Below are 21202 nucleotides of genomic sequence, written 5' to 3' on the forward strand. Positions count from 1 at the left end.
AAGTGACCGCTGTCAGTCTCGGTATGCCCGCCGTCCCGCCCCCGCCGCTGGCCCCCCGCCGGATCAGCCGTCAGATCATGGTCGGCTCGGTGCCGGTCGGTGGAGGTGCGCCCGTCTCGGTGCAGTCGATGACAACCACCCTCACCTCCGACGTCAACGCCACCCTCCAGCAGATCGCCGAGCTGACCGCCTCCGGCTGCCAGATCGTCCGGGTCGCCGTGCCCAGCCAGGACGACGTGGAGGCGCTGCCGGCCATCGCCCGCAAGTCGCAGATCCCGGTGATCGCCGACATCCACTTCCAGCCGAAGTACGTCTTCGCCGCGATCGACGCCGGCTGCGCGGCGGTCCGGGTCAACCCGGGCAACATCCGCCAGTTCGACGACAAGGTCAAGGAGATCGCCGCAGCCGCCTCCGCCGCCGGTACGCCGATCCGGATCGGCGTCAACGCCGGCTCGCTCGACAAGCGGCTGCTTGCCAAGTACGGCAAGGCCACCGCCGAGGCGCTGGTCGAGTCGGCGCTGTGGGAGTGCTCGCTGTTCGAGGAGCACGGCTTCCGGGACATCAAGATCTCGGTCAAGCACAACGACCCGGTGGTCATGATCCGGGCGTACCGGCAGCTCGCCGAGCAGTGCGACTACCCGCTGCACCTGGGCGTGACCGAGGCCGGGCCGGCGTTCCAGGGCACCATCAAGTCGGCGGTCGCCTTCGGGGCGCTGCTCGCCGAGGGGATCGGCGACACGATCCGGGTGTCGCTGTCGGCCCCGCCGGTCGAGGAGATCAAGGTCGGCAACCAGATCCTGGAGTCGCTGGGCCTGCGCGAACGCGGTCTGGAGATCGTCTCCTGCCCGTCCTGCGGCCGGGCCCAGGTCGACGTCTACAAGCTCGCCGAGGAGGTCACCGCCGGCCTGGAAGGGCTGCCGGTGCCGCTGCGGGTCGCCGTGATGGGCTGCGTGGTGAACGGGCCGGGCGAGGCCCGTGAGGCCGACCTCGGGGTCGCCTCCGGCAACGGCAAGGGGCAGATCTTCGTCAAGGGGCAGGTGGTCAAGACCGTCCCCGAGGGGCAGATCGTCGAGACGCTCATCGAGGAGGCGCTGCGGATCGCCGACGAGATGGGCGCGGAGATCCCCGAGGAGCTGCGCGAGCTGGTCCCCGGCCCCACCGTCACCGTGCACTGAGCCACCGTCGGAAAGGGCGGCCCTCCCGGTGGGAGAGCCGCCCTTTCCGGTACGCGGTGTCCGTCGTCGCCCGGCCGCTGGGCTCGCCAGCGCCGGGCCTGCCGTGGTGGGCCTGCCGGGGTGGTCCCGGCGGTCACTCGGATTCGGCGAGGATCGCGTACAGCTTGCGGCGCGTCTCGTCGAGCACCTGGGCGGCGCGTTCCCGCTGGTCGTCCGTACCGGTCATCATCACCTGCCGCAGCGCGTGCATGGCCTGCGCGCCGGCGTCCCGGATGTCGTGCCAGCTGTTGACCGTGTTCTCGGCGAACTCCGCCCAGGGCGGGGTCTGCGCGGCCGTGGCGGCCTCCTCCTGACCGGCGTCGGTCAGGCCGAACCGCTTGCGCCCACCGCCGGCCGGATCGGTGCTGGCCGCGATGACGCCCTCGTCCTCCAGCAGTTGCAGGGTCGGGTAGATCGAACCCGGGCTGGGCCGCCAGGCCCCGCCGGTGCGGGAGTCGATCTCCTGGATCATCTCGTAGCCGTGCATCGGCCGCTCGGTGAGCAGGGCCAGCACGGCGGCCCGGACGTTCGGCCGGCGACCCCGGCCCCGCCCGCGACCGCCCCGCCCGCCGCCCCAGCCCCCGGGACCGCCGCCCCAACCCGCGGGACCGTGCGGGCCGGGCGGAACGGGCGGGAAGCCGAAGCCGCGTTGCCGTGCCTCCTGTAGTGCGTGGATCCGACGGTGGAATCCCATCGTGTCGTCCTTCCTCGTGTTGTCGCTGATGCATCAACGATATATCGGCAATGTGTTGTCGACAAGTCCCTCACTGGCTGTGCCGGTCGCCCGGCGGAGCACCGCCCCCATCTGGCAGGCTGGTAACCGTGCTGACGGTGCCGGTACGCCAACTGGGAGAGTCGGAACGTCGCGCCGTGGAGCGGCTGCTCGACCTCGACCCGTTCGCCGGAGCGCAGGTCGCCGAGCGGGTCTCCGCCCGGGGTCTGGCCTGGTGGCGGGCCGAAGGGCGGATCCTCGGCTACGGCACCCGCCGCAACCTGGAGTCGATCTGCTGGCTCGGCGGCAACCTCACCCCGATCCTCGCCACCGACTCCGCCGTCGCCGCGTTCGCCGAGCAGCTCTCCGGCGAGGAACGACTCTGCTCCTCCATCGTCGGGCGGGCCGACGCGGTGCTCGGCCTCTGGGAACGGCTCGCCGACCACTGGGGGCCGGCCCGCGACGTACGCCCCAACCAGCCGCTACTGGCCACCGACGCGCTGCCCGCCATCCCGGCCGACCCGGAGGTACGCCGGGTCCGGCCCAGCGAGGTGCACCGGCTCTTCCCGGCCGCCGTCGCCATGTACGCCGAGGAGGTGGGCGTCTCCCCGCTGGCCGACGACGGCGGCCGGGCCTACCGCCGCCGGGTCGAGGACCTGGTCCGCGCCGGCCGGGCGTACGCCCGCCTGGTCGACGGGGAGGTCGTGTTCAAAGCCGAACTGGCCGTGGTGACCCGCCGGACCGCCCAGATCCAGGGCGTCTGGGTGGCGCCGCAGTGGCGCGGACGCGGTATCGCCTCCGCCGCGATGGCCGCCGTGGTACGCGACGCGCTGCTCCGGGTCGCCCCCACCGTCAGCCTCTATGTCAACGACTTCAACCGCCCCGCCCGCCGGGTCTACGAACGCTGCGGCTTCCACCCCGTAGGCACCCTCGCCACCATCCTCTTCTGACCACCCCATCCTCCCCCCGCCCCGCCCGGCCTCCGGCCCGGTCCCCGGTCCCGGCCCTCAGCCCCGGCTCGCCCGGTGATCAAGAAGTTTGTGCCACCCTGAGCGGCTGTCGCTGACCTAAATCTCTTGATCACCGGGGCGACAGGGTGAGCCGGGGAAGACAGGGTGAGCCGGTGAGCGGGCGGGTGGGCGGGGTGGGTGGTAAATGCGTTGAGGGGAGGCTCGGGGAGGGTCAGGCTGGGGGTACCGCCACCCCAGTCCGGAGGGAATCTCCATGCGCCTGCTCCGTGATATCTGGGCCTCCGCGCCGCGTCGCGTGTCGGTGGTGATCGTCCTCGTCGTGCTGGGCGCCGCCGGTCAGGCCGCCGCTTCGGCGGTCGCCGGTCCGGTGCTGGTGCACCGGTCGGCGGGCTGGTTCGTGGCGCTGGTGGTGGCGCTGGTCGTCGCCGTCTTCAGCGAGTTGGTGATCGCGTTGCTGATGGCCGGCATCACCGCCGACTGGTCGGCCGACGTGCGCCGCAGGCTCTGTCGGGTCGCGCTCGGCCAGGATCTGCCGACGCTGGAGGGCACCCCGGTCGGCGAGTTGCTGGACCGGATCGACAACGATGTCTACCAGGTCGCCGCCGAGCTGCGGAACACCGGCGTACGGCTGATCCAGGGCCTGGTGCTCTGTCTGCTCGCCGCGGTCAGCGCGTTGTTCGTCTGGTGGCCGGCCGGCGTCGCCATGCTGCTGCTCACCGCGCTGCTCGGGGTGCTGCTGCGCCGACCCACCGCGGCCATCACGCCGGCCCGGATGGCCGAGGAGGAGGCCTGGTCCGACCTGGCCGCCGTGATGGAGGAGGCGGTGCACGGCCAGGACGACGTACGCACCAGCCTCGCCCAGCCGTACGTGCTGCGGCTGTTCGCCCGGCGGGCCGCCGAGGTGCTGTCCCGCTGTCGCCGGGTGTTCCTGATGTCGGCGCGGGTCACCGCGTTCGCCGCCGGCATCATCCGGATCGGGATCGCCGGGGTGGTGCTGGCCGGGGCCTGGGCGTTGACCACCGGGCGGGTCGACGGGGCGCGGTTGACGGCGATCTGGCTGCTCGCGTTGAGCTTCGGCGCCACCGTCGAACATCTCGCCCGCTGGGTGCCGCACCTCCAGTACGCGCTCGGTGCCTGGGCGCGGGTGCTGTTGCTCTCCGACTCCCGGCAGGAACCCTCCGGCGGGGTCACCCCCACCGACGGCGACCTGACGCTGCGCGGGCTGACCTTCCGCTACCCGGCCGCCCAGGGCGAGCGGGGGCCGGCGCTGCGCGACGTCCGGCTCAGCTTCGTCCGGGGCCGGTCGTACGCGCTGGTCGGCCGGACCGGTTCGGGTAAGTCCACCCTGGCCAAGGTGCTCACCCGGGCGGTCGAGGTGCCGCGCGGCACCGTCCTGCTCGGCGACACCGACCTGTGCGACCTGGATGTCGAGGAGCTGCGCCGGTGGATCGCCGTGGTGCCGCAGCGCACCGAGATCCTGGCCGGCACCCTCGCCGAGAACGTCGCCCTGTTCGACCCGGACCTGCTCGACGCGGCTCCCCGGGCGCTGGCCGAGCTGGGCCTCACCGGGTGGGTCGCGGAGCTGCCGGACGGCATCCGGACCCGGCTCGGCGAGGGCGGATACGTGCTCTCCGCCGGTCAGGAGCAGCTGGTGGCGTTCGCCCGCATCCTGGTCCGTGATCCGCACGTGGTGATCCTCGACGAGGCCACCGCGCGGCTCGACCCGGTCACCGAGATCCGGGTACGCGAGGCGACCGAACGCCTGCTGACCGACCGGATCGGCATCATCATCGCGCACCGGCTCTCCTCGGTGCAGCGCTGCGACGAGGTGGTGGTGATGGCCGACGGGGCGGTCCTGGAGGCGGGGCCGCTGCGCTCCTCGGCCCGCTTCGCGGAGCTGCTCGCCACCAGCCGCGCCGCCGCGTACACCCCGGCCGGTACCGCCCGGGGCGGGGTGGGCCTGCTCGACGGCCCGGCTCCGACCTGCCCGGACGGCGACGGCGAGGAGTGGAAGGCCGGGGGAGCCGCCCGGGGATCCGAAGGACCGGCCGCCGGGGGAGCTGCCGGGGAGGCCGTGCGGGGATCCGCCGGCCAGGCCACCGGGGAAGCGGGGGCGACCGGCGGAGGAGCGGGGGCGGCCGGCGGGAGGGCGGTGGTCGTACCCAAGGGGGATCCGCCGCCGCTGCCACCCGCCGCCCCCGCGCGGACCATGGGGGAGATCCTGCGGTTGGCGGTCAACGACCCGCGTTTCGGCCTGCTGTCGGTCGCGATGTTCGTGATGATGACCGTGCTGGGCCTGGACGGCACGGTGCTGCCCTGGCTCTGGGCGGACGTGGTCGACGGCGGCAGCCCGTGGCTGCCGGCGATCGGCATCGTGGGCGCGCTGCTGGTCGTGCTGCCGCTGCCCTACTGGACCAACCTGTGGTTTCCCCAGTGGTGGGTGCGGCAGATGCTGCGGATGAGCCTGCGGCTGGTGCACGGGCAGACCGGTGCCCGCCGGACCAGCACGCACACCCCGGCCGAGGTGGTGGCCCAGAGCGGCGACACCGAGCGGGTGGTGCAGCTCGCCGACAACCTGATGGACCAGTTCATCGCCGTGATCATCATGGTGGTCATGACGGCGGTGACGGGCAGCCCCGTGCCGGGGTTGTTCTTCCTCGGCACGATGGCCGTCTCCGGGCTCGCCGCCACCCTGTTCGGGCCCCGGCTGGAACGGTCCGCCCGGGACACCGTCGCCGCCCGCGCGGCCTTCGCCACCGCGCTGGTCTCCTCGCTGTCGGCGGCCCGGACGGTCAAGCTGGCCGGTGCGACCCGGCCGGTGCTCGACCATCTCTCGGCCCTGGACCTGGTCCGCAGCGACCGGCAGCGGCGGGAGATCGCCGCGCAGGTGTGGGCCCGCTCCACCCCGTCGGTGGTGAGCGGAATGCTGCCGATCGCGGCGTGGGCGCTCTACCTGGCCGGTGGGCTGTCCGCCGGTGCCACCCTGGTCGCCGTCTCCACCCTCGGCGCGGCCCGCTGGTTCGCCTGGACCACCGCGGCACTGGTGTCGCAGTACCCGTCGGCGCGGGTCTGGACCCGCCGGACGGTGGCGATGACCGGGGTCGGGGCGTACTCGGCGAAGGTGCCCGGGGTGGACCTGGCAGCCGGCACCGCCCCCGCGCCGGAGCCGCCGCCGCGTCGGCCGCTGCGCCGGCTGGAACTGGCCGGCTTCGGGGCGCTGCACTCCGACGGCACCCTGGCCGTCCGGGAGGTCGAGCTGACCGTGGACCGGGGCCAGCTCGTGCTGGTGGTCGGTCCGGTCGGCGCGGGCAAGTCGTCGCTGCTGCGGGCGCTGGCCGGGATCGTGCACCACGTCGGCGAGCTGCGCTGGAACGGCCAGCCGGTGACCGAGCCGGAGCTGTTCCTACGCCCCGGTCAGGTCGGCTACGTCGGCCAGCTCCCCCGGGTGCTCTCCGGCACGGTGGCCGACAACATCGCCCTCGGGCACGACGTGGACGCCGCCGGTGCGGTGACCACCGCCCAGCTCACCCCCGATCTGGCGGCCGGGGGCGGGTTGGGGCTGCTCATCGGGCACAAGGGCACCCGGCTCTCCGGCGGGCAGTTGCAGCGGCTCGCGTTGGCGCGGGCGCTGGCGCCGCGTACCGAACTGCTGGTCGCCGACGACGTGTCGTCCGCACTGGACGTCACCACCGAGCTGGCGCTCTGGGCGGCGCTGCGCGAGCACGGGGTGACAGTGGTCGGCTCCACCGCGAAACGGGCCGCGCTGGTCCGCGCCGACCACGTGGTGGTCCTGGTCGACGGCACGGTCGCCGCGCAGGGGCCGTGGCGGGACCTGGAGAACGACTGGGGTCACCTGGCCGGCTGACCCCGCCTCGCGCGGGGTCGGCCGGTGGTGGTCGGCGGGCAGGTCAGAACGCGCGGGCGTACGGGTCGGGCCAGTCGGGGGCGGCACCGAGCTTGGCGGCGGCGCGGCGCGGCCAGTACGGGTCGCGGAGCAGCTCCCGGCCGAGCAGCACCAGGTCGGCCTCGCCTGCGGCGACGATCTGCTCGGCCTGCTCCGGTTCGACGATCAGGCCGACCGCGCCGGTCGGGACGCCCGCCTCGCGGCGGATCCGCGCGGCCATCGGCACCTGGTAGCCCGGCCCGACCGGGATGCTGGCCCCGGCCGCCGCCCCTCCGGAGGAGACGTCCACCAGGTCCACCCCGGTCGCGGCGAGTTCGGCGGCGAGGGCGACGCTGTCGTCCACCGTCCAGCCGCCGTCCACCCAGTCGGTGGCGGAGATCCGGGTGAGCACCGGCACCTGCTCGCCGACGGTGGCGCGGACCGCGCGGGCGACCTCCAGGGTGAGCCGCATCCGGGCGGCCCGGTCGCCGCCGTAGCCGTCGGTGCGGTGGTTGGTCAGCGGGGACAGGAACTCGTGCAGCAGGTAGCCGTGCGCGGCGTGGATCTCCACCACGGCGAAGCCGGCGTCGACGGCCCGGCCGGCGGCGGTGGCGAAGGCCGACACCACCCCGGCGATCCCGGCGGAGTCCAGCGCGGTCGGCAGCCGGTAGTCGGGCAGGAACGGGTCGGCTCCCGGGCCGACCGGCGTCCAGCCGCCCTCGGCGTCCGGCACCCCGCCGTGCTGCGGCGCCCAGGGCCGGTAGGTGCTGGCCTTGAACCCGGCGTGGGCGAGTTGCACGGCGGGCACCGCCCCCTGCCCGGCGACGAACGCGGTGACCGGACGCCACGCGTCGACGTGCGCGTCGGACCAGATGCCGGTGTCCTGGGGGCTGATCCGTCCCTCGGGGACGACCGCGGTGGCCTCGGTGACGATCAGGCCGGCACCGCCGACGGCCCGGGAGCCGAGGTGCACCCGGTGCCAGTCGGTGGGCAGGCCGTCCGGGCCGGAGCTGTACTGGCACATCGGCGCCAGGGCGATCCGGTTCGGCAGGGTGACGCCGCGCAGGGCGAGGGGGGTGAACAGGGAACTCATGCGGGTGATCCTCCGGTACGGGCAGGTGGCGGTGCGGGGCGGGGCGCCGGGTCCGGGGGAGCGCCCGGCGCGCTCAGGCGGGTGCCGGCGTCAGCTCGTCGCGGCGGGCCGGCGGCTCGGCGTCGGCGGTCTCGTCGGCGTCGGTCAGGTCCCGCCGGCCGGCGGCGGCGTAGGCGTCCCGGTCCAGGGTGCCCTCGCGGGCGGCCACGATGGTCGGCACGACGGCCTGCCCGGCCACGTTGGTGGCGGTGCGGATCATGTCCAGGATCGGGTCGATCGCCAGCAGCAGACCGGCCCCGGCCAGCGGCAGGCCCAGCGTGCTCAGGGTCAGGGTCAGCATCACGATGGCACCGGTCAGGCCGGCGGTGGCGGCCGAGCCGACCACCGAGACGAAGGCGATCAGCAGGTAGTCGCCGACGCCGAGGTCCACCCCGAAGACCTGGGCCACGAAGATCGCGGCGAGCGCCGGGTAGATCGCGGCGCAGCCGTCCATCTTGGTGGTCGCGCCGAACGGCACCGCGAAGGAGGCGTACTCGCGGGGGACGCCGAGCCGCTCGACGGAGCGCTGGGTCACCGGCATGGTGCCCACCGAGGAACGGGAGACGAAGGCCAGTTCGATCGCCGGCCAGGCACCGGCGAAGAAGCGCAGCGGGTTGAGCCGGGCGGCCGTCACCAGCAGCAGCGGGTAGACCACGAACAGGACGATCGCGCAGCCGACGTAGACCGCGGTGGTGAACTTCGCCAGCGGGGCCAGCAGGTCCCAGCCGTACGCGGCGACCGCGTGGCCGATCAGGCCGAGGGTGCCGATCGGGGCGAGCCGGATCACCCACCACAGCGCCTTCTGCACGATGGCCAGCACCGCCCGGTTGACCTCGACGAAGGGTTCGGCGGCCGCGCCGACCAGCAGCGCGGCGGCCCCGACGACCAGGGCGAGGAAGACGATCTGGAGCACGTTGCCCTCGACGAACGCGCCGACCGGGTTGGTCGGCACGATGCCGGTGAGGAAGTCCGTCCAGGAGCCGCTGGTCTTCGGCGCGGTGGCGCCGCCGACGTCCAGGCTGACCCCCCGGCCCGGGTTGGTGACCAGGCCGAGACCGATGCCGATGCTGACCGCGATCAGCGCGGTGGCCCCGAACCAGAGCAGCGTCTTGAGCGCCAGCCGGGCGGCGTTGGCCACCCCGCGCAGGCTGACCACGCTGACCACGATGGCGGTGAAGACCAGCGGCGGCACGGCCAGCTTGAGCAGCTGGACGAAGAGCCCGCCGACGGTGTCGAGGGTGCTGGCCAGCCAGCTCAGGTCGTTGGCGCGGGCGAGGAAGCCCAGGGCCACGCCGAGGACGAGGCCGAGCAGGATCTGGGCGGAGAAGGGGAATTTACGCAGGGTGGAAGACATGGGGTGTCCCGGGTCTGAAGGGGGTGGTCGGCGGGCAGCGTCAGGAGCGTGGCTGCGCCGGACAGACCCCGCTGGCCTGCCGTCGGAGATCGACGTACAGGCGCACGGTGAGGTGCCAGACATTGGTCATCGCCAGCCGACGCTACTCCGGGACGCTCGGCAGGTGGAAGGAGCGCTCGGCGTGAGGCTCCTTACAGGGACGTTCTCGACGCGGCGACCGGTTCGTCATGTTCGGCACCCTCCGGCACGCTCCGCGCCGCAGGTCGGTGCCGGGTCAGCAGCAGCGCGGTGAGCAGGCCCCAGCCGACGCAGATCGCCAGCAGCAGCCGTTCCAGCCCGCCCAGCAGGCCGCCGCGACCCACCGTCAGTAGCCCCAGGGCGGTCGCCCCGGCCACCGGCAACGCCAGCACCCCGCACACCCGGGCCACCCGCCGCAGGGCCGGCGTCGCCGGGCGGAGGAAACCGATCACCAGCATCGCGAGCACCGTCACCCCGACCGCCGCGATGCTCGCCCCGCCGTGCACCAGATCCGCCGGGGTCGCCGCCTCGAACGGCGGCAGCGGGCAGCCGGCGCTGCAGGTGACCGCGCCGGAGAGCACCGCGCCGACCGCGCCCGCCGCGAGCAGGACGGCCGCGGCCCGCAGCGCCGTCGGCAGCGCGGAGGCCAGCGCCAGCAGCGCCGCCGCCAGGGTGAAGACCCCCATCCGGTACGTCGACGCGAGAGCGCTGTCGGGGACACCGGCCTCACTGACGTACCCGCCCGCCGGGCTGCCGGGACCGGCGGCGACGGCGACGGTCACCGCGACCGCGCCGACCAGCACGCACCCGGCGGCGACCCACCCGGCGGCGGCCCGGACCGACGCGGCGTCAGGCACGGCGGTACGGGGTGACCCGGCCGGGCCGGCGGACGACCGCCCCACCGGTGGGGGTCACTGCGTTGAACGGGGCCATGTCTCCAACCTATCCGCCCCCGGCACGGCCCACCGGGCGCGGATATCCTGACGGCCGGCGTCGGCGTGACCCGGGCCACGCCGGACCGCCAGCCCCTTCCCACCCCCCGAAGGACGTGCGTCGATGACCGTGGCATACCTCGTGGCCGGAGTCCGTACCCCGATCGGCCGGTACGCCGGTGCCCTCGCCGGGGTGCGCCCCGACGACCTGGCCGCCCACGTGCTGCGCGAACTGGTCGCCCGCCACCCCTCGGTGGACTGGACCCGGGTCGACGACGTGGTGCTGGGCTGCGCCAACCAGGCCGGCGAGGACAACCGCAACGTGGCCCGGATGGCGGCGCTGCTGGCCGGCCTGCCGCAGGAGGTGCCCGGCAGCACCGTCAACCGGCTCTGCGGTTCCGGGCTGGACGCGCTGGCCACCGCCGCCCGCACCGTGGTGGCCGGCGAGGCCGACCTGGTGCTCGCCGGGGGCGTCGAGAGCATGAGCCGCGCCCCGTTCGTCATGCCGAAGGCCGCCACCCCCTACTCCCGCGCCGCCGAGGTGTACGACACCACCCTCGGCTGGCGGCTGGTCAACCCGCTGATGGAAGCGGGCTGGGGCATCGACTCGATGCCGGAGACCGCCGAGAACGTGGCCGCCGAGTTCGGCGTCGACCGGCGGGCGCAGGACGAGTTCGCCCTGCGCTCGCAGCAGCGGGCCGCCAAGGCGCAGGCCGACGGCCGGTTCGCCGAGGAGATCGTGCCGGTGACCGTGCCGGCCGGCCGCCGGGAGACGAGGCTGGTCGAGGTCGACGAGCACCCCCGGGAGACGTCGCTGGCGAAGCTGGCCGCGCTGCCCACCCCGTTCCGGGACGGCGGTACGGTCACCGCCGGCAACTCCTCCGGGGTCAACGACGGCGCGGTCGCCCTGCTGGTCGCCTCCGCGGCGGCGGTGTCCCGCTACGGACTCACCCCGCTGGCCCGGATCCGCGGCGCGGCGGCGGCCGGCGTACCGCCGCGGATCATGGGGATCGGGCCGGTCCCGGCCACCCGCCGGCTGCTGGACCGGCTCGGCGTCGCGCTGGCCGACGTCGACGTGATCGAGCTGAACGAGGCGTTCGCCGCGCAGGGGATCGCGGTGCTCCGCGAGCTGGGCCTGCCGGAGGACGCCGAGCACGTCAACCCGAACGGCGGGGCGATCGCCCTGGGGCACCCGCTCGGGGCCAGCGGAGCCCGGCTGGCGTTGACCGCCGCCCTGGAGCTGCGCCACCGGGGCGGTCGACGGGCGCTGGCCACCATGTGCGTCGGCGTGGGCCAGGGCATCTCCCTGCTGCTCGAATCCGCCGACTGAGCCGGTCGTCGTCACCGTCCGGTAGGTGTCCGGCTGCTTAGGGTTACCGCCGGCCGTTCGGGCCGTCCTCCCTGCTGGGGCGGCCACAGATCGGGGTGAGCTGATCTCCCGCACCTGGACGGACGGGCCTAGAGTGGTCAGCACCACACGATCCGCGGGTCGGCCGGTGCGGCTCCGCGTGCCCGCGCACGCCGCCGACACCGGTGCCCTCCCGCACCGCGGCGACGAACTGGGGGCCAGGCAGCGATGCAGACGTCGGACGGACTTCCCGCCGAGATCGACCTGAGCCGGCCCAGCGCCGCCCGGGTCTACGACTACTTCCTCGGCGGCGCGCACAACTTCGAGATCGACCGGCGGCTCGCCGAACAGATCGCCAGCATGACCCCGAACCTCGCCGACACCATGCGCGCCGGCCGGGAGTTCCTGCGCCGCGCGGTCCGGGTGCTGCTCGACGCCGGCATCGACCAGTTCCTCGACATCGGCTCGGGCATCCCCACCGTCGGCAACGTCCACGAGGTCGCCCAGGCCGCCAACCCGCAGGCCCGGATCGTCTACGTCGACATCGACCCGGTGGCCGTGGCGCACAGCCGGGAACTGCTCGCCGGCAACGACCGGGCCGTCGCCATCCACGCCGACCTGCGCGAGCCGAAGCTGATCCTGGACGAGGCCCGGTCCAGCGGCCTGATCGACTTCGACCGGCCGCTCGGCATCCTGCTCGCCGGGGTCGTGCACTTCGTCCCGGACGCCGACCGGCCGGCGGAGCTCCTGGCCACCCTGCGGGCCGCCGCCGCACCGGGCAGCTTCCTGGTCGTCTCGCACTCCACGTTCGAGGACCAACCCCAGGAGATGCTGGACGCGCAGCGGCTCTCGGCGCGCACCGACACCGAGATCACGCTACGGTCCCGCGCCGAGGTCACCGGCTTCTTCGGTGACTGGACGGTGCTGGAGCCCGGCGTGGTGCACATGCCGTTGTGGCGGCCCGACTCCCCGTCCGACGTGGACGAGCACCCCGAGCGGTTCGGGGCGTTCGGCGGCGTCGCCCGGTACGACGACACAGCCGGCTGAGCCGACCATGTCCGCCGTTCCGGACTCCGGCGGCACCGACGCCCGGCCGGGTGCCCAGGGCTACGCCGCCGAATGGGCACGAGCGGTACGCCGGCTCGGGTTCGTGCCGATGAGCGCGGACGAGACCGAGCGGCTGCTGCTCGTGCACACCGTACGGCTGGCGCAGGCCCTGCTCGCCGACGACTTCTCCACCACCCCGGCGGAGGACGTCGGCCGGGCGCTGGTGGAGGCGCACCTGACCGAGCCGCGGATCCTGGACTGGTCCGTGCGGGCGCTCGGCGAGCAGTTGCCGCAGCGGGTGCTGCCCCCGGTCGACCTGCCGTCCGACCTGACCGCTCGGGTGGCCGCCCTCCAGGGTGGACTGGCCGCCGGGTTCGGCCGCGCGCTGCGGGACCGTACCTTCAGCCAGCAGGAACGGATCGCCCGGTCGGCGTGGCAGGCCCGGGATTCGGTGGAGCGGGCGCTGCGGGACAGCGAGGCCCGGTTCCGGGCGGTCTTCACCGGCGCGGCCATCGGCATCGGCATCGCCGGCATCGACGGTCAGATCATCGACGTCAATCAGTCCTTCGCCGACATGCTCGGCTACACCCCGGAGGAGCTGCGGCAGACCAACGTCGCCTCGCTCTTCCACGCCGAGGACGCGGCCGGCATGTGGGAGCTGTACCAGGAGCTGATCGAGGGCAAGCACGACAGCGTACGGGTGGAGAAGCGCTACTACCGCAAGGACGGCAGCGTCGTCTGGACCGACCTGGCCGTCTCGCTGATCCGGCACGACGACGGCCGCCCCCGGTTCACCGTCGCGATGATCGAGGACATCACCCAGCGGTACGAACTCCAGCAGCGGCTGCGCTTCCAGGCGCTGCACGACCCGCTCACCGGCCTGCCCAACCGGACGCTGTTCTTCGAGACCCTCGGTCAGGTCTTCGCCGACGCCGGCCCGGAGCAGCGGATCGGCGTCTGCTTCCTCGACCTGGACGGCTTCAAGGCGGTCAACGACAGCCTCGGCCACGACCTCGGTGACCGGCTGCTGGTCACCATCGCCCGACGGCTCTCCGACTGCGTGATCGGCCAGGGGCACCTGGTGGCCCGGATGGGCGGCGACGAGTTCGTCATCCTGGTCAACGGCGGGGAGGGGATCGACGACGCGGTGGGCGTCGCCGAGTTGGCGCTGGCCGCGGTGGCCGCCCCGGTGCTCGTCGGCGACCACCAGCTCGCCGTCTCGGCCAGCATCGGGGTGGTCGAGTGCCCGGCCAGCGAGACCAGCGTCTCCGAGCTGATGAAGGCCGCCGACACCACGCTGTACTGGGCGAAGGCGGAGGGCCGGGGCCGCTGGGCGGTGTACGACCCGGAGCGCAGCGCCGCCGACATCGCCCGGTCAGCCCTGGCGGCGGGCCTGCCGGCGGCCCTCGACCGGGGCGAGTTCGTGGTCCACTACCAGCCGATCGTCTCCCTGCTGGACGGCTCGATGATCGCGGTGGAGGCGCTGGTCCGCTGGGCGCACCCGGAGCTGGGGCTGGTCGGCCCCGACCGGTTCATCGGGCTGGCCGAGGAGACCGGGTTGATCGTCCGGCTCGGGGAGTGGGTGCTGAGGCAGGCGTGCCGCGACGCCCGCGCCTGGCACCGCGAGTTCCCCGAGGCGAAACTGGTGGTCAGCGTCAACCTGGCGGCCCGGCAGGCGGACGACCCGGCCATCGTGGACACGGTGGCCAGTGCGCTGAGCCGGACGGGCCTGCCGGCGGAGCTGTTGCAGCTGGAGCTGACCGAGAGCGCCGTGATGGGCACCGCCGGGGAGCCGTTACGGTCGTTGTACCGGTTGGCCGACCTGGGCGTACGACTGGCGATCGACGACTTCGGCACCGGCTACTCCAACCTGGTCTACCTGCGGCGACTGCCGATCCACTGCCTGAAGCTGGCCGGTCCGTTCGTCGAGGGCATCCGGGGTGCCGGCGACGAGTCCCCGCCCGACCACCGTGACGAACGGATCGTCGACGCCCTGGTCCGGTTGGCGCACGCGCTGGAGCTGTGGGTGACCGCCGAGGCGGTGGAGACCGGGGAGCAGGCGGAGCGGTTGCGGGCGCTGCGCTGCGACACCGGGCAGGGCCGCTGGTTCGGCCCGCCCACCCCGGCGGACCAGATCACCGCCCGGCTGCGCGGCGGGATCGGGGCGGGACCGGACGGGGGAGAGGTGACGGGGTGAGCCTGACCGACGGTGGGGCGGCGGCCTCGGTGATCGCGGCGATCGCGATCGTCGCCGGCCTGGCCGGGGTGGTGGTGCCCGGTCTGCCGGCGCTGCCGCTGTGCTGGGGCGGGGTGCTGGTCTGGGCGCTCTTCGGCGGTGCCGGGCCGGGCCGCTGGGCGGTGCTCGGCGCGGCCACGGTGGTCGCCGCCGCCGGTGCCGTGGTCAAGTACGCCTGGCCGGGGCGCAACCTGAAGCGCACCGGGGTGCCCACGTCGTCCCTGCTCGTCGGGGGTTTGCTCGGGCTGGTCGGGTTCTTCGTCATCCCGGTGGTGGGCCTGGTGATCGGCTTCGTCGGCGGGGTGTGGGGGGCCGAGCGGCTGCGGCTGGGCAGCAACCAGCTCGCCTGGCCGGCGACCGTCCAGGCGCTGAAGGCGGCCGGCCTGTCCATGCTGGTGGAGTTCCTGGCCGGGCTGCTCATCGCCGCCCTCTGGGTGGCGGGCCTACTACTCACCTGACCCCCCCACGACACAGCATGATCGACTCTCCCCTTTCCGCGTGGGCCGGCATGATCGACTCACTCCGCGTGCGGGCGTGGGCCAGCATGATCGACTCTCCCCGCGCGGGCATGATCGACTCTCCCTGTGCGGGCGTGGGCCGGGCATGATCGACTCTCCCCTGCCGGGGGCATGATCGACTCAGTTGGGTCGTTGATGCGGTATCCGGTCGCTGGGGCAGCGCAACATCGACCCAGGTGTGTCGATCAAGACGGGGTGGGCGGCCGTGGCTGGGCGGAAGGTCGGGCAGCGGGGGCGATCTGTTTGGTCAGGTGATCAACGCCTGGTAGCCCGCCTCATGCGCCCGCACTCGGTGATGGAGATGCGCTGCTACTGGGCCGCCGGTAGGAATGCTGAGAATCGAAGTGATCAAATAGCGATTTCGTGTACTCGTATCGGCGTGTCGTCTGCAAAACTGCAATCTGATCTGGAGTTCGCCCTGGGTTGCGACACTTCCCATCCTTGACCTGAAAGGGCAACCTGGACGGCAGGGACCTCACCTTCGGGAGGCGATCATGCGCTGGCTCATCATCCTCATCGTCGTATTGTTGGCTGTCGTGGCCCTGGCGCTGTGGCGCCGCAGTCGGCGGACGGCGATCGACGGGGACCGCCGGGTCCGCGACCTGGCGGCGTCGGCGGAGGCCCGCCGCCGGCTGGACGACCACCGGAACCCGACGGACGGCAGCAACCTCCGCAGCTCCGGTGGGAGTCTCTGACGGGGCGGTTCACCCTCGTGTCGGCACCAGCCCGCCGGGGTCAGCTCGGCGGGAACGCGCTGGCCTCGTCGTGCGACGGCGGGTCGTCGTATCGGCGGACGTGGTGTCGATCGCGCTGGCCTCGTCGCGTGGCGGCGGGTCGTCGTATCGATGGACGTGGTGTCGATTGTGCTGGCCTCGTCGCGTGGCGGCCGGGCGTCGTATCGACGGACATGATGTTGATCGCCTCTTGCCGGCCGACGCCGAGCGGGTCACCGTGTCAATATTCCGCCGACAGCCTTATGCCCCTCAGGCATGAATATGACTGCTGGGCATACTCCCCGCGCCGTTGCCCATTGGCCAGGGGCGGCCGGCCCGGTGTCGACCGGGGACGGCGGTGCGGGACGTCCGTTGGGTACGGCGGGACGCCGTACGTGAGAGAGAGGTGGACGCCCCGCGCCGCCGTGAGCCGGGCTCCTGCCGAGCGCCCGGCGTCGGCCCGTCGCGATCGGGCCTGGTCACGGGCTCAAGCATGCGTCGGTGCGCGGCTCGGGGCAACCTGATTACCGCCGGCTGGGGACGCCCCACTGCCCCGCTGGGACGCCCCTCCCGCCTGGGCTGGCGTCGCTCCCGCCTGGGCTGGCGTCGCTCCCGCCTGGGCTGGCGTCGCTCCCGCCTGGGCTGGGAACGTCTCCATTGCCGGGCCGGGCGTCCGGATTGCCGGGCTGGGGATGCCGCTACCGCCGGGCCGGGGTGCGCGATGTAACGAGTTCGGCACCGGCGACGGATTGACCGTGGTGATCGGCGGGACGAGACTCGGGCGCACTCGTACCGGGACCACCCGGGCGGTACCGGGTACCACCTCACGGAGGTGTGCTGTGGCCATGACGCCCCCGCCGACCAACGGACAATCGACCGCCGGGCAACCGCCGACCGCGCCGCCGGACGACGACGCCCGACGGCTCGCCGAACTCGGCTACCAGCAGGAGCTGCACCGCACGTGGAGCGGCTTCTCCAACTTTGCCATCTCGTTCTCGATCATCTCGATCCTGGCCGGTTGCTTCACCACGTTCGGCCAGGCGTGGAACAACGGCGGGCCGGTCGCCATCTCCTGGGGCTGGCCGCTGATCTCGCTGTTCATCCTGATCATCGGTTTCTGCCTGGCCGAGCTGGTGTCGGCGTACCCGACGGCCGGGGGGATCTACTGGTGGGCGGCGAAGATGGGTCGGCCGGTGCACGGCTGGTTCACCGGCTGGCTCAACCTGATCGGGCTGGTCGCGGTCACCGCGTCGGTGGACTACGGCTGTGCCACCTTCCTCAACCTCACCCTGTCGGCGCTCTTCGACGGGTGGGAGGGGACGCTGCGGCAGGCGTTCGTCCTGTTCGTGATCATTCTGGCCCTGCACGGGCTGATCAACATCTTCGGGCACCGGATCATCGACGTACTCCAGAACGTGTCGGTCTGGTGGCACGTGGCCGGCGCGGCCGCCGTGGTGGCCATCCTGCTGCTGGTGCCGGATGAGCACCAGAGCTTCCAGTTCGTGTTCACCGAGCGGTTCAACAACTCGGGCTTCGGTGACGGCGACACCGGCGGGCTGACCTTCTGGTTCTACGTGCTGCCGCTGGGCTTCCTGCTCACCCAGTACACGATCACCGGATTCGACGCCTGCGCGCACGTCTCGGAGGAGACCCGGGGAGCGTCGCAGGCCGCCGCCAAGGGGCTGTGGCGGTCGATCTTCTATTCGGCGGTGGGTGGCTGGATCCTGCTGCTGGCCTTCCTGTTCGCGGCCACCGACGTGGACGCGATCAACGCGGCCGGCGGGTTCTCCGGGGCGATCTTCGAGTCCGCGTTGACGCCGTTCTTCTTCAAGACGGTCATCATCATCTCCACCATCGGGCAGTTCTTCTGCGGGATGAGCTGCGTGACCTCGATGAGCCGGATGACGTACGCGTTCAGCCGCGACCGGGCGGTGCCGGGCTGGCGGCTGTGGTCCAAGGTCGACCGCAACGGCACCCCGGCCAACGCGATCATCGGGGCGACGCTGGCCGGTCTGGTGCTCACCCTGCCGGCGCTCTACCAGAGCGGCGGCGTCCCGGTCGCCTTCTACGCGGTGGTGTCGGTGGCGGTGATCGGCCTCTACCTGTCCTTCGTCATCCCGATCGCGCTGCGGCTGCGTCTCGGCGACCGGTTCCAGCCGGGGCCGTGGACCCTCGGCCGGAAGTACAAGCTGTTCGGCTGGATCGCGGTGATCGAGATCGTGATCATCTCGGTCTACTTCGTGTTGCCGATCGTGCCGGCCGGGGTGCCCGGCAATGCGGAGTTCAGCTGGTCGGCGGTGAACTACGCGCCGCTGGCCGTCGGTGGGGTGCTGCTCGGGGTGGGCATCTGGTGGTACGCCTCGGCCCGGAAGTGGTTCACCGGCCCCCGCCGGACCGTCGACCTGCCCCCGCCGGGGTCGCCCGCGGCGGTGGACCCCGCGCGGGCCGACGAGCCGGCCTGACGACCCCCCGCACCACGGGCAGCCCCTGGTGGGGCCTCCGGAGAGAGGCCTCGGCCAGGGGCCGCCCGGTCGGGCCGGCGGGTGTCCTGCCGCGCCGGATCAGGGCACCGTCAGAGGTAGATGCTGTTGCTGAAGGTCAGCGGGACGAAGCTGGTGGAGCCGCCGTAGCTCCAGGTGATGAAGGCGTCCGCGCCGGTCTTGTACTCCCCGGTGGACCGGGGGTACTCGGTGTCGGCGCTCGCCGTGGTGGTGCTGTAGAGGGTGTGCGTGTTGTAGGTGACCTGGGTGCCGTAGCGGAACAGGGCGACCTCGACCTGGATCGCGTAGACCGGGTAGGTGCACCGCACCGTGGCCAGGCCCTCCTCGCCGCCACCGTACGGGCCGCCGTAGTAGACGAACGGCGTGCTCGGCGTCAGCGTGCAGGTGACGGTGATGGAACCGACGGTGCCCGTCACCGAGGTCGAGGCGAGCGTGCCGACGGAGCCGGCCGGCCGGCCGATGGTCCCGGCGGAGAGGGAGGACAGCGGGCCGGTCGACTCGGCACCGGCGGCGGGTGCGGCCTGGGCCGGGGCGGCCACCGCGAGCAGCACGGTGGACAGGGCGGTCGCCACCATGGCGGCGAAGGATCGGGGCGTGCCGCGCAGAATTGCTCTCGTCATGACGTGTCCTTTGTGCGTCGTGCTGGAATGGTTCGGGCGGTCGGAACTCCTGTCGGGTGCGGCGGACGCGCCGTTTCTCCGCAGGCCGCACCGGCGCATGGCGCGCACATGCGCAGGTGGTTGGCGGGGGAGTGGGGCGGGTCGTTCGAGAAAAGGCGGTATGCCGAACCCGGTTGGTCAGAGTCTGGCAAGGCGGCCGCGCTCCCGCAAGGTCACTGTGTGATTGGCGATAGCCGTTCCGAGGGTCTGTCCGAATGGATGAACGGCGTGTCGCCGCAGTTCTTTCCCGGGTCGGAGATAATTGTTTCCGGTGTTGTGCGCCCCGGCAATTCCCAGTGGTAATCGATGCCACCGGAGCGCACCACCTGCCGGGCGGGTCGTCGGGCGCGGGGACCGCCCGGAGCCACCGCGCCGGACACCCCGGGCGGCAGTGGCGGGCGACGGGATCCGGAGCGGGACGGCGTACCCCGGGAGCGGGTTTGCCGGGACGCCCGGACGGGGCATTGACGGTGATCCGCTAGGCCGGTAGACCTTGGTGATGGAGGCGCACGGATGAGGAAAGCCCCGCTCACGCTGGAACAGCTCCGGGTCGCCGTCGCCGACGGCGAGATCGACACGGTGGTGCTCGCCCTGACCGACATGCAGGGCCGCCTCCAGGGCAAACGGTTCCACGCCCCGTTCTTCCTCGACCAGGTGGTCGCCAACGGCAGCGAGGGCTGCAACTACCTGCTCGCCGTGGACGTCGACATGAACACCGTCGACGGGTACGCCATGTCGAGCTGGGAACGCGGCTACGGCGACTTCGCCATGCGCCCCGACCTGTCCACCCTGCGCCGGATGCCGTGGCAGCCGGGCAGCGCCCTGCTGCTGGCCGACCTGGAGTGGCTGGACGGGTCCGGCCCGGTGGTCGCCTCGCCCCGGCAGATCCTGCGCCGGCAGCTCGACCGGCTGGCCGACCACGGGCTGACCGCGTACGCCGGCACCGAGCTGGAGTTCGTCCTCTACCGCGACTCGTACGAGGAGGCCTGGCAGCGCGGCTACCGCGACCTCACCCCGGCCAACCAGTACAACGTGGACTACTCGCTGCTCGGCACCGCCCGGGTGGAGCCGCTGCTGCGCCGCATCCGCACCGAGATGGCCGGTGCGGGGCTGACCCCGGAGAGCGCCAAGGGCGAGTGCAACCTCGGCCAGCACGAGATCGCCTTCCGCTACGACGAGGCGGTGGCCTGCGCCGACCACCACGTGATCTACAAGAACGGGGCGAAGGAGATCGCCGCCCAGGAGGGCATGTCGATCACCTTCATGGCCAAGCCGAACGCCCGGGAGGGCAACTCCTGCCACATCCACTTCTCGCTGCGGGACGTCGACGGCCGCTCGGCGATGCTCGGCGACGGGCCGGCTCAGCTCAGCGTCACCGGGCAGCGGGTGCTGGCTGGGCTGCTCGCCACCATGCGGGAGATGAGCCTGCTGTTCGCCCCCAACATCAACTCCTACAAGCGCTACCAGCCCGGCTCGTTCGCGCCGACCGCGCTGCGCTGGGGCACCGACAACCGCACCTGCGCGCTGCGGCTGGTCGGCCACGGGCAGGGGATGCGGGTGGAGAACCGGGTGCCCGGCGCGGACGTCAACCCGTACCTGGCGATCGCCGCCCTGGTCGCCGGGGCCGTGCACGGCATCGAGCAGGAGCTGGAGCTGGCCGACGAGTGCACCGGCAACGCCTACGACGACCCGTCCGCCGAGCGCGTCCCGCCCACCCTCCGCGACGCCCTCACCCTCTGGGAAAGCTCCGACATCGCCCGCACCGCCTTCGGCGAAGAAGTCCACGCCCACTACACCAACATGGCGAAGGTCGAGCTGTCCGCCTTCGACGCCGCCGTAACCGACTGGGAACTAACCCGTGGCTTCGAACGCCTCTAACCCCCCTTGCCGCGTCGATCTTGGACTTATGGTGGGTGATATGTGTCGGTATCTGGCTTGTGCGGGGCACCACAACTCCATGATCG

The 21202-nt window shown here is 72.8% G+C and carries 15 protein-coding genes; 10 read left to right on the forward strand and 5 right to left on the reverse strand.

Features of this window, described 5'->3' with window-relative positions:
* The first annotated feature begins 2 nt into the window (after positions 1–2).
* Positions 3–1175 (forward strand): flavodoxin-dependent (E)-4-hydroxy-3-methylbut-2-enyl-diphosphate synthase, encoded by a 1173-nt coding sequence (gene ispG / locus O7625_RS14960; RefSeq protein WP_067304906.1) that lies wholly within the window; start codon positions 3–5, stop codon positions 1173–1175.
* A 133-nt stretch (positions 1176–1308) separates the two neighbouring features.
* On the opposite strand, the gene O7625_RS14965 is transcribed toward ispG, so the two are convergent.
* The gene (locus O7625_RS14965; protein ID WP_282346601.1) at positions 1309–1908 is read right to left on the reverse strand and encodes a PadR family transcriptional regulator; all 600 of its coding nucleotides are present in this window, start codon (positions 1906–1908) and stop codon (positions 1309–1311) included.
* Positions 1909–2036: 128 nt separating this feature from the next.
* On the opposite strand from O7625_RS14965, the gene O7625_RS14970 reads away from it, so the two are divergent.
* The gene (locus O7625_RS14970; protein WP_282346603.1) at positions 2037–2876 is read left to right on the forward strand and encodes a DUF4081 domain-containing GNAT family N-acetyltransferase; all 840 of its coding nucleotides are present in this window, start codon (positions 2037–2039) and stop codon (positions 2874–2876) included.
* Positions 2877–3150: 274 nt separating this feature from the next.
* Positions 3151–6762, forward strand: a complete 3612-nt coding sequence (locus tag O7625_RS14975) for an ABC transporter ATP-binding protein (RefSeq protein ID WP_282346605.1) — start codon at positions 3151–3153, stop codon at positions 6760–6762.
* A 43-nt stretch (positions 6763–6805) separates the two neighbouring features.
* Here the strand turns inward: O7625_RS14975 and O7625_RS14980 are convergent, their stop codons facing one another.
* From O7625_RS14980 to O7625_RS14990, 3 genes are all read right to left on the reverse strand, one after another.
* On the reverse strand, positions 6806–7873 hold the full coding sequence (locus O7625_RS14980) for an NADH:flavin oxidoreductase/NADH oxidase (RefSeq protein ID WP_282346607.1): 1068 nt from the start codon (positions 7871–7873) through the stop codon (positions 6806–6808).
* 73 nt (positions 7874–7946) lie between these two features.
* Positions 7947–9254 (reverse strand): dicarboxylate/amino acid:cation symporter, encoded by a 1308-nt coding sequence (locus O7625_RS14985; RefSeq protein WP_282346953.1) that lies wholly within the window; start codon positions 9252–9254, stop codon positions 7947–7949.
* A gap of 203 nt (positions 9255–9457) precedes the next feature.
* On the reverse strand, positions 9458–10141 hold the full coding sequence (locus O7625_RS14990; protein ID WP_282346608.1) for a DUF998 domain-containing protein: 684 nt from the start codon (positions 10139–10141) through the stop codon (positions 9458–9460).
* 199 nt (positions 10142–10340) lie between these two features.
* Here O7625_RS14990 and pcaF point away from each other — a divergent pair, with 199 nt between their 5' ends.
* The 6 genes from pcaF (at position 10341) to O7625_RS15020 (ending at position 18540) form a co-directional block, all read left to right on the forward strand.
* Complete coding sequence (gene pcaF / locus O7625_RS14995) at positions 10341–11546, forward strand: 3-oxoadipyl-CoA thiolase (RefSeq protein WP_282346609.1); 1206 nt, start codon at positions 10341–10343, stop codon at positions 11544–11546.
* Between the two features lie 246 nt (positions 11547–11792).
* Positions 11793–12611 carry an SAM-dependent methyltransferase gene (locus tag O7625_RS15000; protein ID WP_282346610.1) on the forward strand — a complete coding sequence of 273 codons (819 nt, stop codon included), beginning with the start codon at positions 11793–11795 and terminating at the stop codon, positions 12609–12611.
* A gap of 7 nt (positions 12612–12618) precedes the next feature.
* On the forward strand, positions 12619–14808 hold the full coding sequence (locus O7625_RS15005) for an EAL domain-containing protein (protein ID WP_282346611.1): 2190 nt from the start codon (positions 12619–12621) through the stop codon (positions 14806–14808).
* Entirely contained in the window at positions 14805–15305 is a 501-nt protein-coding gene (locus O7625_RS15010; RefSeq protein WP_282346612.1) for a DUF456 domain-containing protein, read from the forward strand. The genes O7625_RS15005 and O7625_RS15010 overlap by 4 nt, the downstream gene beginning before the upstream one ends.
* Before the next feature lie 554 nt (positions 15306–15859).
* On the forward strand, positions 15860–16060 hold the full coding sequence (locus O7625_RS15015) for a hypothetical protein (RefSeq protein WP_067304942.1): 201 nt from the start codon (positions 15860–15862) through the stop codon (positions 16058–16060).
* Between the two features lie 863 nt (positions 16061–16923).
* Positions 16924–18540, forward strand: a complete 1617-nt coding sequence (locus O7625_RS15020) for an amino acid permease (protein WP_282346617.1) — start codon at positions 16924–16926, stop codon at positions 18538–18540.
* A gap of 110 nt (positions 18541–18650) precedes the next feature.
* Here O7625_RS15020 and O7625_RS15025 read toward each other — a convergent pair whose 3' ends face one another.
* A complete protein-coding gene (locus tag O7625_RS15025) occupies positions 18651–19199 on the reverse strand; it encodes a hypothetical protein (RefSeq protein ID WP_157517491.1) in 549 nt (182 codons plus the stop codon).
* A 552-nt stretch (positions 19200–19751) separates the two neighbouring features.
* On the opposite strand from O7625_RS15025, the gene O7625_RS15030 reads away from it, so the two are divergent.
* Entirely contained in the window at positions 19752–21116 is a 1365-nt protein-coding gene (locus O7625_RS15030; protein ID WP_282346618.1) for a glutamine synthetase family protein, read from the forward strand.
* The last annotated feature ends 86 nt before the right edge of the window (positions 21117–21202 follow it).

Origin of the sequence: Micromonospora sp. WMMD714, from assembly GCF_029581315.1 — a bacterium.
In the GTDB taxonomy this organism is placed as follows: Bacteria; Actinomycetota; Actinomycetes; order Mycobacteriales; family Micromonosporaceae; genus Micromonospora; species Micromonospora rifamycinica.